Source organism: Staphylococcus sp. HMSC13A10, from assembly GCF_001808005.1.
GTDB lineage: Bacteria > Bacillota > Bacilli > Staphylococcales > Staphylococcaceae > Staphylococcus > Staphylococcus pasteuri.
Genome location: NZ_KV791842.1, coordinates 154668 through 171618, shown reverse-complemented (window position 1 = coordinate 171618; position 16951 = coordinate 154668). Strand labels below are relative to the sequence as shown.

Below are 16951 nucleotides of genomic sequence, written 5' to 3'. Positions count from 1 at the left end.
TGTGTACAACGAAAAAATATTAATAGAATTAAGTTGTTTTAATTGGTATTTTAATTTAATTCATGATACTATGTACATGTAGTTATTAAGTAACTACAAAGTCTTTTATATTCATGAACATAATACTCCTGGATGGCGTTACCCAGCGTCATCCTCTTTTTATGCAAAAATTTAAGTGATATTGCAATTTGCATTTTATAAATTATTTAAAAACCATTTACTTTATTTATTAACTATCTTTTAGGGTACAAAATAAATGAGGAGGGTTTTTATGAAAACACTTATTATAATATTAGGCATACTAGTTATGTTGTCATGGAGTTACCTATTCTATGTATTTAAAAAGAAGGGGTATGGCCAACAATCAATTAGAATTCAAAATATTATCCTTCTTTCTTGTCTTTTAACACTTCTAATGACCATTTTAGCAAGCATATACGTAGAATAATGATGAATTGATACTTACAGTTTCAAAATAAGATTATATATAAAAATAGAGATGTCCTTATTTTCGAAGGTCATCTCTATAACTATATTTCAATTATTTTTTTCTTAAAGCTTTTAAGATTAATGAAACTACAAAAATTAAAATAATTGAACCTAGTAATGCTGGGAAGATATGAATTCTACCTAATTCTGGACCCCAATGTCCAAAAATCATTGATCCAACCCAAGCACCAACGATACCAGCAATAACATTACCTAAAATACCGCCTGGGATATCTTTACCAAGAATTGCGCCTGCAATCCAACCGATAAGACCACCTACGATGATCATTCCTATTAGACCCATGTATCTTCACTCCTTTCAATATGTAATTATTATATTGTCTACTTAAGGTGTATACCCCATATTCACTATTCAAAACGAATTTGGATAAAAATTAATTAAATTCAGTAAATAAATAGATATTTATTGATTGATTCTTATTAATCATTAGTTTAAAATTTTTAATTGCGATTAATTTAACAAAAATAAATAACTACTAACTCAATGGGATGGTTGTTAACATAATGATTATGGGAGGATGCATTATATGAAGAAAAATAAACTATCCTTTTTTAAAATATGCTTCGATGTGTTGAGTGGTATTTCAATTATTCTAATCCTATCTATTATTACGCTTAACTTTTTTATCAAAGGTCATTTACACGGTCAGTTTGAAATCGGATTTCATGTGGAAAGCAAACAAATATATTTAATGACATTTTTAATTCTATTAATTATTTGTAGCAGCTTAACTTCATATATTATTGGCCATGTTAGTAAGAATAAATAGGAAAAAGCTATGGTTATGACATTTATTATCAAGTGTCTTAACCATAGCTTTTTTGATGATTTATATTTGACTTTATTCAGGAATAAATACTTCTGTTTCACTATCATTGGGATAGTAATATCCGTTTGGAATACATTGCAATTCTATCAATAAGTTCCATTCTGTTTTTAAATAAACACTGCTACTCTTTTCACTATCTTCATATCTAGAATTATCATGTTTTTCTGATAAAGGTATTGCTCCTGCTTCTACAGCTTGTTTGATTGCTAAATCCATATCTTCTACAAAAATTGAAATGTGATTAAAACCTAAATCCTCTAATCTCAATGGTGATTTTTGATCACTATTTTGAATTTCAAACATTTCTATATTGGCACCATTACCTATGACAATCATTCTTTGCTTTATAATTTCTGCTCCTTCTGATAAACCAAGCATTCTCTCAACCTCTTTGCCCTTACGAGGTTCGTCATCATAAGTTAATCCATCATAAGCAACTTTTGCTCTAAATGCATTTTTTAAAAACTTTGTTGCTTCATCGATATTGGGAACAGTTAAACCTACATGATTAATACCTTTAATATTATTACTCATCAACAATACTCCTAACCGTATTTTTATTAACTCGTTACTTCTAATAACAAGTTGTAACAAACGATTTAATTTACTCTACTTACTTTCCCCTATTTAATGGAGCATATTCATTGATAAGATTTTTAATAATATTAAGATATTACTTACCTATCTTTTCTAAATCATTCGTACATTGCCTTATCTCTAGTTTTAAAAAACACAAAAATAACCCCGTAAGCATTAAGCTTACGGGGTTTGACAATAAATTATATATATTATTGTTCTTCTTTAACATATGGTAATAAAGCCATATGACGTGCACGTTTGATAGCAGCTGTCAACATACGTTGATATTTAGCTGAAGTACCAGTTACACGACGTGGTAAAATTTTACCGCGTTCTGAGATAAAACGTTTTAATAATTCAGTGTCTTTATAATCGATATGAGTAATACCATTTGCTGTGAAATAGCATACTTTTTTACGACGACGTCCGCCTCTTCTTGGTCCACCTGCCATGGTTAACTGCCTCCTTTTAATTTATTTTTTAATTAGTTATTTTTTAGAATGGTAAATCATCATCACTAATATCAATAGGTCCGTTTGCATTTGCAAATGGGTTATCTGATTGATTTGAATTAGATTTAGATGAATTGTTGTTATACGAAGTATTTTGTCCTGATTGTTGACCACCGAATCCTTGACCGTAATCTTGGAATTCGTTGTTTTGTGAACGTTGGCCACCACCGTTTTGTGAATTTTTAGGTTCAAGGAATTGAACACTGTCACAAACGACTTCAGTTACAAAGATACGACGACCTTCTTGATTTTCATAACTACGTGACTGTATGCGACCATCAACGCCAGCTAAACTACCTTTAGATAAGTAGTTATTTACATTTTCTGCTTGTCTTCTGAAAACAACACAGTTAATGAAATCTGCTTCGCGTTCCCCTTGAGCATTCGTGAAAGTACGATTAACTGCTAGAGTAAATGTCGCTACACTTACGCCTGAGGGAGTGGTTCTGTATTCTGGATCTTTCGTCAAACGACCTACTAATACAACTCTATTTATCATTTAAACGCCCCCGTCCAATTATTACTTATCTTGGTCTTCACGGATAACGATGTAACGAATGATATCGTCATTGATTTTAGCTAAACGTTGGAATTCGTCAGTAGCTCTATTGTTATCTGATTTGATACGTACGATGTTATAGAAACCTTCTTTGAAATCATTGATTTCATAAGCTAGGCGACGTTTACCCCAGTCTTTTACTTCTAAAACTTCTGATCCTTCTGAAGCTAAGATACCGTTAAAGCGTTCTACAACTGCTTTTTTCGCATCTTCTTCAATGTTTGGACGTACGATGTACATAATTTCATATGTTCTCATTGTATATTTGCACCTCCTTGTGGTCTATACGGCTTACCATCATTTTTGTGATAAGCAAGGAATAATTTTCATTACTCACAATCAAGAATTATAGCACAGAGTATTACTTTTTACAATCATATTTAATAATACATAGTCCTTAAAAATTATCATTAGCTTAGTAACTGACAGTTATCCATTAATTTAGAATGCCCGCTCACTTATTTTGCATAATTTTTTTAATAATTTTTTATAAAAATAAACATTAATCTACATAGTAAAATCTATTGGTATATTGTGCAATTTTCATCATTGTAAATAGAATTTAATTGTAATAATATCATTGTTATGTTTTTAATTTAATTGCATTTAATTTTTATAAACAAAGGAGTACATATATGTTAAAGAAAGTATCATACTCGATGTTAGCCGCATCGATGTTAACTACAATTTCAAGTATCAATTTATCATACGCTGACGAAAATTCAAAAAATACTGATGGCAATAAAAATGAAAAAGGCACAATGGGTTATGGTTATCAACAATATATGAAAAAACATCCAGAAAAAGCTGAAAATAAAACACAAAATCGTTCTACTTTTTCAACTAAATCTCGTGCAGCAACAACAAATAATGGTGAGCGAGTATTAGATATTTCTGAATGGCAAGGTAATTTGACTGACGCTCAAGTCAAACAATTAAAGAAAAAGTATGACTTTATAATCATTCGAGGACAATACGGATCTGAATATGTCGATAAATGTTTACAACATAATTCTGAACTATTAGATAAGAACAATATGAAGTTTGGTGTTTATTCGTATAGTATGTATGAAAATGCTGACGATGCTCGCTACGAAGCGAAAATGTTATATAATCGTGCGCCAAAAGCTGAATTTTATGTTAATGACTACGAACAACAAACTGTTACTTCTGGCGATGCTAATACCGCCACAACAGCATGGGCTAACCAAATGAAAAAATTAGCTGGCGATAAAAAAGTTCTATTCTACTCTTATGAGAATTTTATGGTAAACAATGTGGCAAATGCCGTTAGTTCATACGATGGTTACTGGTTAGCGTCATATCAAGCTCAAGAACCAACTCGCGAAAAAGTACTTTGGCAATATACTGATAGTTTCTACTCACCTGAGTTAAACCAGAACGTAGATGCTAACTATGTAGATTCAAACGTAAACACAAACTGGTTTACATCATAAATTTTCATAAAAAGCACTTCACAAATACGAACACTTGTTCTATAATGATGTTGAGGTGTCAAACATGAAATTGAATTTAGATTGGGATAAAGACTTTCAAGAGTTTCAAGATATATTAAATTGTGGTTTACACCCAGAATGGTTGTATAATGCTAAAGCAAATATGATTTTAGAACCTGCCTATACTGGTGAAGGTAAACAATTTTTTAGAACAACAGATATTATTAAAGCAAGCGAAACTATTCCCTTCTTTTAAAATAAATTATCTTTAAATCAAGCAATGTAGTCTGTCACTAAGCAACTCCGACCTAGCACTACATTGCTTTTTTTAATATTAAAAAACTACTCTAGGTATTCTAGAGTAGTTATAATCCGTATTATTTAACGTTTATACATTAAATCTGAAGTGAACAATGTCGCCATCTTGCATGATATAATCCTTACCTTCTAAGCGTTGTCTACCCGCTTCTTTAGCACCATGTTCTCCACCATGTTCAACGTAATCACTATAACTTGTTACTTCTGCACGAATGAAACCACGTTCGAAGTCTGTATGAATAATTCCGGCACATTGAGGTGCTGTCATTCCTTGTACGAATGTCCATGCACGTACTTCTTGTACACCAGCAGTGAAATATGTTGATAATCCTAATAAATCATAAGTTGTACGAATTAAACGATCTAATCCTGGTTCTTCGATACCTAAATCTTCTAAGAACATTTCTTTATCTTCGTCATCTAATGTTGCTATTTCTTCTTCGATTTTCGCACTAATTACAATTACTTCAGAATCTTCTTGTGCAGCATAATCACGAATTGCTTTAACTTTATCGTTTTCTTCATCGCCAATTTCATCTTCACCAACATTAGCAATATATAACATTTTTTTAGATGTTAATAATTGTGCTTGGTTAACCCATTTTTGATCTTCATCATTGAATTCAATACTACGAACTGGTTTACCTTCTTCTAACGTTTCTTTGATTTTTGATAAAATGCGTAATTCCATTTCCGCTGTTTTATCTTTTTGTCGAGCCATTTTTTCAATCTTAGGTAAGCGTTTCTCTACTGATTCTAAATCTGCTAATACTAATTCCATGTTGATAACTTCAATGTCATCTAATGGATTTACTCGTCCAGAAACGTGAGTAACATTTTCATCATCAAACGCACGTACAACTTGGCAAATTGCATCTACTTCTCTAATGTGTGATAAGAATTTATTTCCTAGACCTTCACCTTTTGACGCACCTTTAACAATACCAGCAATATCCGTGAATTCGAATGTTGTCGGAATCGTTTTCTTAGGTTGAACCATTTCTTCTAATTTTAACAAACGTGAATCCGGAACTTCTACGATTCCTACGTTTGGATCAATTGTTGCGAATGGGTAGTTCGCCGCTAAAGCCCCCGCTTTAGTAATTGCATTAAAAAGTGTAGACTTCCCTACGTTTGGTAAACCTACAATACCTGCTGTTAAAGCCATTAATCATTCTCCTAACTTTCTGTATCTTGATTGGATACTAAAATTTTCTTTAATTTTTTATTAAACGTCTGACGTGGAATCATAATACTACGATGACAATTTTCACATTTAATTCTTATATCAGCGCCCATTCTTATGATTTTAAAACGATTTGTTCCACATGCATGTTGTTTTTTCATTTCTACTATATCATTTATTCCGTAATTTGACGTCATGAAATTACCTCCAATGATAACTAGCCACGTTTTCGCTCATCGTATGGGGCAAAAATAGGTTTAGGCATCTTAATATTTTCTCTAACAAATAATCGTTGTACTTCTTTTCTAATAATTCTTCCTCCAGATGCACCTTCGCCTGGTATTGTTTCAGCAGAAATTCTAATAGTAACTTTATTATTGTCTATAGAATCAATACCTTCTACTACTGGATCACTCACAAATAAGTAATACTTACTTCTAAGTGATTGGAATAATTTATTTAACTCTTTCTCAACGTGATCTAAATTTTCTTCTACTGAAACTGGTATAGCTACAATGGATGTACCATTAGTAATAGAAAAGTTAGTAATTTCACCCATACTACCATTTGGCAAGATTGTTAATTCACCAGAAATTGTATTAATACGCGTTGATCTAAGCCCGATAGATTTTACAGTTCCCTCAGCGACTGTAGTACCACCGCTATTAATTTTAACATAGTCACCAACATCAAATTGATTTTCAAATATAATAAAAAATCCAGTTATGATATCTTTAACTATTGTTTGCGCACCAAAACCAACTGCTAGTCCTACTACACCAGCACTAGCTATAATGCCTTCAACACTGATACCAAATTTACTTAAAATTGTAGTAATAACAATAAACCATACTATATATTTAACTACATTTTGTACGAGTGATATTAATGTATTGGAACGTTTTTTATTTCCTTTTTTACTTTTGTTTTGAATTTTAAATCCTTGTTCTATAACTTTGTTCAAAATACTTATTACAATAATAGCAGCTACAATATAAATCAAAATTGTAATAATTTTAATAGCTAAGTTTTCATATGTTTCTACTTTTGTAAGTGGTTCTAATAAAGAAGAAAGGATATGTTTGACCTGATTCATTGTGTAATTACCTCCTCATCTCAATCATTTCATAATTAAATCATTATATCTTAAAATCATGATTTTTTAATCGGTCTACGGTTTTATAAGCTACTAATATATTGCTGTTTATATTATTTTAATCATTACGATTACTCAAAATTTTGATTAAGTTGTTTAATTAACAACTTAAATTCTTCTTCTGATTTGAATTCAAATGTAATTTTTCCAACACTCTTTTTAGTTGATATATCAACTTTAGCACCATATTGTTCTTTTAGTTCTCTTTCTTGTTTTTGAATAAATTTAGGTTTGTTTAATTTAGGTTCGTCTGTATTTATCTTTGTGGAGTTTTGGTTTAAATAATCATTGATATAACTTTCTAAGTATCTTACGCTCCATGATTCTTTAGCTGCTTTTTTAGCTACTGTTTTCATTTTTTGAGGAGATTTTAAACCTAATAGTGTACGTCCATGGGCTCCAGATAACTCACCATTTCTCACCATCTTAGCAACATCAGTAGGAAGTTTTAATAATCGCAACATGTTAGCAATATATGGACGTGATTTAGCAAGTCGTTGAGCTACTTCTTGTTGTGTTATATTTAAATCTTCCATAAGTTTCTTATAACTTTCAGCTTCTTCAATCGCGTTTAAATCTTCTCGTTGTAAATTCTCAATGATGGCTAATTCCATCATATCTTCATCAGATAAATCTTTAACAATTGCAGGAATTTCAGTTAAACCTAATTGTTTAGATGCTCTAAAACGTCTCTCACCTACAACAATATAGTAACCTTGAACAGTTTTTCTTAAAACAATAGGTTGTAATACACCATGTTGTTTTATCGATTGTGCCAAATCATTTAATTTATACTCATCAAATGTTTTTCTCGGTTGATAAGGATTAGCTTTGATTAATGCTAATGAAACGGAATGTATATGTTCATCTTTGTTTAATTTTAATCTTTGATCTTCTTGATGAGCCATTTTTTCACATCTTTCTATATGAATTTAACGCTTTGATATTGATGTATATCGTATCTCTATTCATTTTAAAAATTTACATCTTTTTTCACAAGTAGTAATGATAACTTACAAGAAATTCTTTTCATATTGTTTAACTATGTCATCAGCGTAACATTAATATCTGAATTTATTTTTTAATCTAAATTTTCAGAAAAATTGTTGACAAATGATTCTACTATATGTAAGCTATGTATTAACAATTACAAAACGAAACATTTTACACACTATAAAAAGGAAAGTAAGACTTACACTGCTTATACAGAGAATCTTCACAAGCTGAGAGAAGATATTGAAAGAAAGTTTGAAAATGGCCTTGGAGTGTTGATGCCAATACGAGGTATCAACGGGTTCGCCCGTTATAGCGATACAGTATTAACATTTTGTTAAATGGCGTACTGGAATTTCTAGACGCACATTTTATCGTTAATACTCATTTCTTCAGTTTGAATTAATGAGTTTTTTTAATGATAATTTTGTGATTCTTATTATTTATCAGTGCCTCTTATTTTAGCAATATGGTGTACTGATAGAGGTTACTTTAGCAATAAAGTAGCAAACAAAGGTGGTACCACGAAACTAAAGCTTTCGTCCTTTACATCCGAATCTATCGGGTTTAAAGGACGGAAGCTTTTTTATTTTAATTAAGGAGGGTCTAGTAATGAAGGATACAGAACTAGCACAAATAGCTTTAACTAAAGATCATACAGGAGCTATCGCAAATCCAATATATTTATCAACTGCTTACCAACATCCTCAACTAGGTCAGTCAACAGGTTATGACTATACAAGAACTAAAAATCCTACTCGCTCAGCATTTGAAGAATCATTCGCCAAATTAGAGAAAGGTGTTGCATCATTTGCGACATCTAGCGGAATGGCTGCAATTCAGTTAGTTTGTAATTTATTCAAACCAGGAGATGAAGTCTTAGTCGCTTTTGATTTATACGGCGGCACTTTTAGATTATTTGATTTCTATGAACGACAATATGGCGTGAAGTTTAAATACGTTGATTTTCTAAATTATGAAGAAGTTGAAAAGGCAATCACACCACAAACAAAAGCACTTTTCATTGAACCTATTTCAAACCCGCAAATGATAGATATTGATGTCACACCATATTACGTATTAAGTAAACAACGTCATTTACTAACAATCATTGATAATACGTTTTTAACGCCATATCTCTCAACACCATTAGAAGAAGGCGCTGATATTGTTTTACATTCAGCAACCAAATATATAGGCCGACACAATGATGTTTTAGCTGGTGTAGTAACAGTTAAAGATGAAAGTTTAGCTGAAGAATTGGGACAATTTCATAATATGATAGGTGCTACCCTTTCCCCTTTAGATAGCTATTTATTACAAAGAGGGCTTAAAACATTACATCTTCGTATTGACCGTTCTCAAGAAAATGCTAAAAAATTAGCTACTAAATGTCAGGAATTAGAAGCAATTGATGAAGTACTATATAGTGGTCGCACTGGAATGTTAAGTTTACGCCTCAATAAGGCGTTTAGAGTCCCTAAATTTTTGGAAAATTTAGATATTTGTATATTTGCTGAAAGCTTAGGCGGTACTGAAACATTTATTACATTCCCTTATACCCAAACTCACGTTGACATGCCTGACGTAGAGAAAGACAAACGTGGTATCGATGAACAGTTAATTAGATTATCAGTCGGAATAGAAGATTATAACGATATTGAAGCAGATATTATTCAAGCTTTAGCGCATTCAAAATTAGGAGTGATTTCATGAATTTATCAATAGATACTGAAGTGATTTTTGATGAACGACGCGGAAAAGATTATATTTCAGCAAATCCACCTTACTATGATTCATCAACATTTCACCAAGATAAACTTGGTGGCAATCAGTTATATGACTATGCAAGAAGTGGTAACCCAAACAGAAAAATTTTAGAAGAAAAATTGGCACACTTAGAAAATGGAAAATATGGATATGCTTTTGCTTCTGGCATAGCAGCAATATCTGCAGTTTTACTTACTTTAAAAACTGGTGACCATGTCATATTACCTAATGATGTATATGGTGGTACTTTTCGCTTAACAGAAGATATTTTAAAACGATTTAATATCGAGTTTACAACAGTAGACGCTACTCATTCAGAAAATATTAAAAAAGCTGTTCAATCTAATACAAAGTTAATTTATGTTGAAACACCATCTAATCCCTGTTTTAAAGTGACAGATATAAGATCCGTTGCAAAAATAGCTAAAACACATCAGTTATTACTGGCAGTTGACAATACATTTATGACACCACTAGGTCAATCCCCTCTAGAACTTGGTGCAGATATTGTCATTCACAGTGCAACCAAATTTTTAGGTGGGCATAGCGACCTACTTGCTGGTGCAGTTATCACTAATCGTGAAGATGTAGCTGACGCATTATATTTAATACAAAATGGCACTGGAAATGCCTTATCCTCATATGATAGTTGGACATTAGCCAAACATCTTAAAACATTTCCTGTCAGATTCAAACAATCTGTAACAAATGCAGAAAAGCTTGTAACATTTTTAAATCAAAGAGATGAAATATCTGAAGTATATTACCCAGGAAATAACAAAATACATCTTAAACAAGCTAAGACCGGTGGAGCAGTTATTGGCTTTAGGTTAAAAGATGAAACAAAAGCACAAGCATTTGTAGACGCCCTTACTATCCCACTCGTGTCAGTTAGTTTAGGTGGTGTTGAGACGATATTATCTCATCCTGCCACCATGTCACATGCAGCAATACCAGAAAATATTAGAAACGAAAGAGGTATTACATTTGGATTATTCCGCTTAAGCGTAGGATTAGAAAATCCGGATGAACTCATTGCTGACATCAACTACGCTTTAAAGGAGGCATTTAATGAGTCAATTCCTGAAGAAATTACAGAACAACGTTTTAGTAGCTGACGGTGCAATGGGAACTATTCTTTATTCCGAAGGCTTGGACACCTGCCCTGAAGCTTATAACTTAACGCATCCTGAAAAGGTTGAACGTATCCATCGATCCTATATAGAAGCTGGCGCTGATGTTATTCAAACCAATACGTATGGAGCCAATTTTGAAAAGTTAAAAGTCTTTGGTTTAGAACATAAAGTTAAAGAAATTCACAAAGCCGCTGTCCAAATTGCTAAAAAAGCCGCAAACAATGACACTTTCATATTAGGAACAGTTGGTGGCTTTAGAGGTGTTAAACAAGATGAATTAAGTCTTTCAACAATTCAATATCACACGGAAAATCAAATAGATACTTTAGTAGATGAAGGTGTAGATGCCCTATTATTCGAAACTTATTATGATTTAGAAGAATTAACAGGCATTATCGTTTCTACTAAAAGAAAATATGACATTCCAATCGTAGCGCAATTGACCGCTTCAAATACAAATTATTTGGTAGATGGAACACCTATCAACGATGCGTTAAAACATCTTGTAGAATGTGGTGCAGATATTGTAGGACTCAATTGTCATCACGGTCCACATCATATGCAACGTTCATTTTCACATATTGAATTACCTAATAATGCTTTTCTTTCCTGCTATCCGAACGCAAGCTTATTAGATATTAAGAATAGTGAATTTAAATATAGTGATAACGCTCAATATTTTGGTGATATAGCTCAGGAATTAATACACGAAGGTGTGAGATTAATAGGTGGTTGTTGCGGCACCACTCCTGAACATATTAATTACATTAAAACATCAGTTTCTAATTTAAAACCGATCAATCATAAAAACGTTATACCAATTCATAAGAAAGTTAATCGCGAGAAAGATATTAGTTTCAAACAGTCTCTGACTTCAAAGGTGAAACAAGGACCTACAGTTATAGTCGAACTTGATACACCTAAACACTTAGACACTGAACAATTCTTTAATAATATTGGCAAACTAGATGATGCCGATATTGATGCTGTCACTCTAGCAGATAATTCATTAGCTACTGTCCGTGTTAGTAACATTGCTGCTGCAAGTATTATCAAACAACGATTCAACATTGAACCGTTAGTTCATATTACTTGTCGTGACCGAAATCTAATAGGCTTACAATCTCATCTGTTAGGCCTATCATTAATTGGCGTAAATGAAATTTTAGCCATTACAGGTGATCCTTCCAAAGTCGGTCATTTACCAGGAGCAACTAATGTCTATGATGTTAACTCAAAAGGTTTAACTGAAATCGCACTTCGCTTTAACCAAGGTATTAACACAGATGGTGATGCGCTGAAGAAACATACGAACTTTAACATCGCCGGAGCATTTGATCCGAATGTAAGAAAACTTGATGGAGCAGTTAAACGCCTTGAAAAGAAAGTAGCAAGTGGCATGAGCTATTTCATAACACAACCTGTATATAGTAAAGAAAAGATTAAACAGGTCTATGAAGCTACGAAACACTTAAACACACCTTTCTTTATAGGTATTATGCCAATCGCAAGTTATAACAATGCTCTATTTTTACACAACGAAGTACCTGGCATAAAAATGTCAGAAGATGTACTTAATCAATTCAAAGCAGTTAAAGATGATAAAGAAAAAACAAAAGAACTTAGCCTTAGACTTTCTAAGGAACTTATCGACACGGTACATGAATACTTTAATGGATTGTACATTATCACACCTTTTCAAAAGGTCGATTATTCATTAGAACTAGCAGCATATTCAAAATCTATTACCACTCATAAGGAGGCAATATTATGACAACAATTAAAACATCAAACTTAGGATTCCCAAGATTAGGTAGAAAAAGAGAATGGAAGAAAGCTATTGAGAGCTATTGGGCTCAAAAAATTGATAAACAAACTTTAGATCAAACACTAACTGACTTACACAAAGAGAACCTTTTACTACAAAAAAATTATAATTTAGACAGCATTCCTGTAGGTGATTTCTCTTTATACGACCATATCTTAGATACATCATTATTATTCAACATCATTCCTGAACGTTTCCAAGGCAGAGAAGTCAACGATGACTTGTTATTTGATATTGCACGTGGTAATAAAGAACATGTCGCAAGTGCCTTAATCAAATGGTTTAACACAAATTATCACTATATTGTACCTGAATGGAATAACGCGGAGCCAAAAGTAAATCATAATGTATTATTAGAACGATTTAAATATGCACAATCAATTAATGTTAATGCACACCCTGTTATTGTAGGACCGATTACTTTTGTGAAATTATCAAAAGGTGGTCACCAATCATTTGAAGAAAAAGTAAACACGTTACTTCCATTATATAAAGAAGTACTACAATCTCTTGTTGACGCTGGCGCTGAATATATCCAAGTTGATGAGCCAGTCTTGGTTACAGATGAAAGTGAAAGTTATGAAAGTATTACTAAAGAAGCTTATGATTATTTTGCAGAAGCAGGTTTAGGAGAAAAATTAGTTATTCAAACATATTTTGAGCGTGTAAATCTTAAATTCTTAAGTTCATTACCAGTTGGTGGTTTAGGATTAGATTTCGTTCATGATCATGGATTCAACTTAGAACAAATTAAAGATGGTGAATTTGATAAGAATAAAACTTTATACGCAGGTATTATCGATGGCCGAAACGTTTGGGCTGCTGATATCGAATCTAAAAAATCACTTATCGAAACATTACAACAATATGCACAAAATATTGTTATTCAACCATCATCTTCATTATTACATGTCCCTGTTTCATTAGATGACGAAACGCTAGATGAATCTATTGCTGAAGGTTTAAGCTTTGCGACTGAAAAATTAGATGAATTAGATGCTTTACGTCGTGTATTTAACGACAACGACACTACTAAATTTGATGAACTTAAATCTCGATATGAACGATTCCAAAGTCAATCATTCAAAAACTTAGAGTATGATTTTGATAGTGTTCCAACACAACGTCAATCACCATTCTCACAACGTAAGCAAGCACAATACGAAAGATTAAACTTACCAGATTTACCAACAACAACAATCGGTTCATTCCCACAAACACGAGAAGTTCGTAAATTCCGTGCTGATTGGAAAAATAATCGTATTTCAGATGAAGCTTATAATGAGTTTTTAGAAAATGAAATTGCACGTTGGATTAAAATTCAAGAAGATATCGGTCTTGATGTACTTGTACATGGTGAATTCGAACGAAATGACATGGTTGAATTCTTTGGCGAAAAATTACAAGGATTTTTAGTTACAAAATTTGGTTGGGTTCAATCATATGGTTCACGTGCTGTAAAACCACCTGTAATTTATGGCGACGTAAAATGGACTGAGCCACTAACAGTTAAAGAAACTGTTTATGCTCAAAGTTTAACTGATAAGCCAGTTAAAGGTATGCTTACTGGCCCAGTTACAATTTTAAACTGGTCATTTGAACGTGTAGATATCCCACGCAAAACAGTACAAGATCAAATCGCCCTAGCTATTGATGCTGAAGTATTAGCATTAGAAGAAAATGGTATTAAAGTAATCCAAATAGACGAACCAGCCCTACGAGAAGGTTTACCGCTTCGTTCTGAATACCATGAACAATATCTTAAAGATGCCGTACATTCATTTAAATTAGCAACATCATCTGTCAAAGATGAAACACAAATTCATACGCATATGTGTTATTCTCAATTTGGTCAAATCATTCATGCCATTCATGATCTAGATGCAGATGTGATTTCTATTGAAACTTCTCGTAGTCATGGTGATTTGATTAAAGACTTTGAAGATATTAATTATGACTTAGGTATTGGTTTAGGGGTATATGATATCCATAGTCCTCGCATTCCTACAGAAAATGAAATTACAACTGCTATTAATCGTTCTTTACAGCAAATTGATCGCTCATTATTCTGGGTAAATCCAGACTGCGGATTAAAAACACGTAAAGAAGATGAGGTTAAAGAAGCATTAACTGTACTAGTTAACGCTGTAAGAAAGAAACGTGAAGAAAATAATGCTACAACAGCATAAAACAAATTAAGGGTGATGCTTATGACAAACTATCCTTTATGGGATCAATTAAATCAATTGAAAGAATCAACATGGGTCGATTTAACACATACTTTCGACCCTGATATTCCAAGGTTCAGTGATTTTGAAAAAGGTGAAGTATCTACATTATTTACAGTTAAAGAACATGGTTTCTATGTGCAAAGATGGAATATTGTAACCCAATATGGTACACACATAGACGCACCTATTCATTTTGTTGAAAATCAAAGATATCTTGCGGAATTAGATTTAAAAGAATTAGTATTACCATTGATTGTCTTAGATTTTTCAAAAGAAGTTGCAGAAAACCCAGATTTTATTGTAACTCGTGAACATTTAGAACAGTGGGAAGCTGAAAATGGTCAAATTGAAGATGGCACATTTGTTGCACTGCGCACAGATTGGTCTAAACGTTGGCCAGATATTGAAGCATTTGAAAACAAAGATGAAGATGGTAACCAGCATTTACCTGGTTGGGGATTAGACGCACTCAAGTTCTTAATTGAAGAACGTCATATTAAATCAGTTGGCCATGAAACATTTGATACTGATGCTTCAGTTGATATTGCTAAAAACGGCGATATTGTAGGAGAACGATATGTTTTAGGGAAAGATACATTCCAAGTCGAATTATTAACTAACCTAGATCAATTACCTACACGTGGTGCCGTCATTTATGCAATCAGCCCTAAACCTAAAGACGCACCTGGTTTCCCAGTTCGCGCATTTGCGATAAAGCCCTAGTAAGTATAGAGCCCCCCTGTTCTATACTTGAGCATTGACACATATCCAAAATAACGATAAAACACCCCCTAATATAAATCATGCAACGGATAACGTACTATTTAAAGTGCGCTCTACCCGTTGCATTTTTAATTACATCATTTTATGTAGTCTTTTACTTTTCATTACCATTAAAAACTTTGCTAATACTTATTAAAATAAGGATTGTTACTATTCCACCTATGATCATAGGTACCAACGTAAAACCTCCTATGTATATTAATCATCTTTCAATGAAGTTGTGTCTACTTTAGATACATTACCGTTTTCATCTAATAAAGGTGTAACGCCTCCACCTGTACTTACCCACGTTGCAAGATATTGAATGCCCGTATCTTTATCCGTTAATACATAACAACGTACATTTGAGTTCTTAGAGACATTTTCTACATTAAAGCGATTATCATTCTTTTTGTTATTAAACATCAATAAAAGCCTCCTTTATTATAAATTTCTAATTATCTATTTCACTAAACTATTATTTGAAACGTATAATTTGGTTGCCATTAAGAAAAGTAGCATATGCTATGAACAAGCCACTATGATAAGTGGCTGCATCGTTGCTTTGTTTACGCATTGGCAACGTAAACGCAACGATAAATAGGTGACTTTAGCCACACTAAAAACCCCCTAACTATAGGCGTAGTTAGGGGGTTTGGTGCATGATATAAATAAAGTGTTTAATCATATCAAGACCACTGCAATAAGTGGCTGCATCGTTGCTATGTTTGCGTATTGGCTACGTAAGCGTAACGATAAATAGGTGACTTTAGTCGTGCTAATAATTATTTAGCTACATCATTAGCTAAGAAATATTAACACTACTGTTGCTTATATAGTAACATAATACACTAAAAAAATAAATATACTTTATGTATCGAATAAGATATCAAACCTTTATTTTTTATCCTGTATTTATAATAGACAATTCTTCTATTTCCCTTAGATTCCATCTACATATTCACGTATTTTCTTAAGTGCATATTCAATATTTTCCTTGGATTCATAAGCAAATGATAGACTAATAGCATTCATATATCGACTAAATATTCAAAAGAAAGTATTTAATTAAAAGCCAAACTGGAATCCCCTTTTAATCAAGTTAAATTGACTAGACAAAAATC

Annotated in this window: 20 protein-coding genes and 1 other annotated feature; of the genes, 10 read left to right on the top strand and 10 right to left on the bottom strand. The window is 32.4% G+C overall.

The window, feature by feature from the left end; genetic code table 11:
* Window positions 1-541 precede the first annotated feature (541 nt).
* On the bottom strand, window positions 542-793 hold the full coding sequence (locus HMPREF3125_RS03100) for a GlsB/YeaQ/YmgE family stress response membrane protein (protein ID WP_070451885.1): 252 nt from the start codon (window positions 791-793) through the stop codon (window positions 542-544).
* Between the two features lie 244 nt (window positions 794-1037).
* Between HMPREF3125_RS03100 and HMPREF3125_RS03095 the strand changes: the two genes are divergently transcribed.
* A complete protein-coding gene (locus HMPREF3125_RS03095; protein ID WP_070451882.1) occupies window positions 1038-1280 on the top strand; it encodes a hypothetical protein in 243 nt (80 codons plus the stop codon).
* Between the two features lie 72 nt (window positions 1281-1352).
* On the opposite strand, the gene HMPREF3125_RS03090 is transcribed toward HMPREF3125_RS03095, so the two are convergent.
* The 4 genes from HMPREF3125_RS03090 to rpsF form a co-directional block, all read right to left on the bottom strand.
* Window positions 1353-1874: a VOC family protein gene (locus tag HMPREF3125_RS03090; RefSeq protein ID WP_070451879.1), complete on the bottom strand. Its 522-nt coding sequence runs from the start codon at window positions 1872-1874 to the stop codon at window positions 1353-1355.
* 254 nt (window positions 1875-2128) lie between these two features.
* The gene (gene rpsR, locus HMPREF3125_RS03085) at window positions 2129-2371 is read right to left on the bottom strand and encodes a 30S ribosomal protein S18 (protein ID WP_002451519.1); all 243 of its coding nucleotides are present in this window, start codon (window positions 2369-2371) and stop codon (window positions 2129-2131) included.
* A gap of 43 nt (window positions 2372-2414) precedes the next feature.
* Complete coding sequence (ssb, locus tag HMPREF3125_RS03080; RefSeq protein ID WP_017637494.1) at window positions 2415-2930, bottom strand: single-stranded DNA-binding protein; 516 nt, start codon at window positions 2928-2930, stop codon at window positions 2415-2417.
* Window positions 2931-2951: 21 nt separating this feature from the next.
* Window positions 2952-3248 (bottom strand): 30S ribosomal protein S6, encoded by a 297-nt coding sequence (gene rpsF, locus HMPREF3125_RS03075; protein ID WP_017637495.1) that lies wholly within the window; start codon window positions 3246-3248, stop codon window positions 2952-2954.
* A gap of 377 nt (window positions 3249-3625) precedes the next feature.
* On the opposite strand from rpsF, the gene HMPREF3125_RS03070 reads away from it, so the two are divergent.
* Window positions 3626-4447, top strand: a complete 822-nt coding sequence (locus HMPREF3125_RS03070; RefSeq protein ID WP_070451877.1) for a GH25 family lysozyme — start codon at window positions 3626-3628, stop codon at window positions 4445-4447.
* Window positions 4448-4511: 64 nt separating this feature from the next.
* A complete protein-coding gene (locus tag HMPREF3125_RS03065) occupies window positions 4512-4703 on the top strand; it encodes a hypothetical protein (protein ID WP_017637497.1) in 192 nt (63 codons plus the stop codon).
* A 132-nt stretch (window positions 4704-4835) separates the two neighbouring features.
* On the opposite strand, the gene ychF is transcribed toward HMPREF3125_RS03065, so the two are convergent.
* The 4 genes from ychF to HMPREF3125_RS03045 form a co-directional block, all read right to left on the bottom strand.
* Window positions 4836-5933: a redox-regulated ATPase YchF gene (gene ychF, locus HMPREF3125_RS03060; RefSeq protein ID WP_017637498.1), complete on the bottom strand. Its 1098-nt coding sequence runs from the start codon at window positions 5931-5933 to the stop codon at window positions 4836-4838.
* Window positions 5934-5944: 11 nt separating this feature from the next.
* Window positions 5945-6148, bottom strand: coding sequence for a DUF951 domain-containing protein (locus tag HMPREF3125_RS03055; RefSeq protein ID WP_017637499.1), 204 nt, complete (start codon window positions 6146-6148; stop codon window positions 5945-5947).
* A gap of 20 nt (window positions 6149-6168) precedes the next feature.
* Window positions 6169-7047, bottom strand: a complete 879-nt coding sequence (locus tag HMPREF3125_RS03050; RefSeq protein WP_070451875.1) for a mechanosensitive ion channel family protein — start codon at window positions 7045-7047, stop codon at window positions 6169-6171.
* Between the two features lie 131 nt (window positions 7048-7178).
* Window positions 7179-8015: a ParB/RepB/Spo0J family partition protein gene (locus HMPREF3125_RS03045; protein ID WP_029056596.1), complete on the bottom strand. Its 837-nt coding sequence runs from the start codon at window positions 8013-8015 to the stop codon at window positions 7179-7181.
* 256 nt (window positions 8016-8271) lie between these two features.
* Window positions 8272-8650: a binding site (T-box leader), on the top strand.
* A 62-nt stretch (window positions 8651-8712) separates the two neighbouring features.
* Here HMPREF3125_RS03045 and HMPREF3125_RS03040 point away from each other — a divergent pair.
* From HMPREF3125_RS03040 to HMPREF3125_RS03020, 5 genes are read left to right on the top strand one after another with little or no spacing between them, the layout of a single operon-like run.
* Complete coding sequence (locus tag HMPREF3125_RS03040; protein WP_070451874.1) at window positions 8713-9816, top strand: PLP-dependent transferase; 1104 nt, start codon at window positions 8713-8715, stop codon at window positions 9814-9816.
* On the top strand, window positions 9813-10988 hold the full coding sequence (gene metC, locus HMPREF3125_RS03035) for a cystathionine beta-lyase MetC (protein WP_070451872.1): 1176 nt from the start codon (window positions 9813-9815) through the stop codon (window positions 10986-10988). Before HMPREF3125_RS03040 ends, metC begins: the two co-directional genes overlap by 4 nt.
* Window positions 10942-12780 carry a bifunctional homocysteine S-methyltransferase/methylenetetrahydrofolate reductase gene (locus tag HMPREF3125_RS03030; RefSeq protein WP_070451870.1) on the top strand — a complete coding sequence of 613 codons (1839 nt, stop codon included), beginning with the start codon at window positions 10942-10944 and terminating at the stop codon, window positions 12778-12780. The genes metC and HMPREF3125_RS03030 overlap by 47 nt, the downstream gene beginning before the upstream one ends.
* A complete protein-coding gene (gene metE, locus HMPREF3125_RS03025) occupies window positions 12777-15023 on the top strand; it encodes a 5-methyltetrahydropteroyltriglutamate--homocysteine S-methyltransferase (RefSeq protein ID WP_070451867.1) in 2247 nt (748 codons plus the stop codon). Before HMPREF3125_RS03030 ends, metE begins: the two co-directional genes overlap by 4 nt.
* A 21-nt stretch (window positions 15024-15044) precedes the next feature.
* Window positions 15045-15788, top strand: coding sequence for a cyclase family protein (locus HMPREF3125_RS03020; RefSeq protein ID WP_070451866.1), 744 nt, complete (start codon window positions 15045-15047; stop codon window positions 15786-15788).
* Window positions 15789-16046: 258 nt separating this feature from the next.
* Here HMPREF3125_RS03020 and HMPREF3125_RS03015 read toward each other — a convergent pair whose 3' ends face one another.
* Window positions 16047-16253 carry a DUF6440 family protein gene (locus HMPREF3125_RS03015; protein WP_070451864.1) on the bottom strand — a complete coding sequence of 69 codons (207 nt, stop codon included), beginning with the start codon at window positions 16251-16253 and terminating at the stop codon, window positions 16047-16049.
* Window positions 16254-16347: 94 nt separating this feature from the next.
* Between HMPREF3125_RS03015 and HMPREF3125_RS12625 the strand changes: the two genes are divergently transcribed.
* Together HMPREF3125_RS12625 and HMPREF3125_RS12620 are read left to right on the top strand one after the other, a co-directional pair.
* Window positions 16348-16431 (top strand): type I toxin-antitoxin system Fst family toxin, encoded by an 84-nt coding sequence (locus HMPREF3125_RS12625; protein WP_231290210.1) that lies wholly within the window; start codon window positions 16348-16350, stop codon window positions 16429-16431.
* 63 nt (window positions 16432-16494) lie between these two features.
* Window positions 16495-16590 carry a type I toxin-antitoxin system Fst family toxin gene (locus tag HMPREF3125_RS12620; protein WP_108000192.1) on the top strand — a complete coding sequence of 32 codons (96 nt, stop codon included), beginning with the start codon at window positions 16495-16497 and terminating at the stop codon, window positions 16588-16590.
* Window positions 16591-16951: the final 361 nt, after the last annotated feature.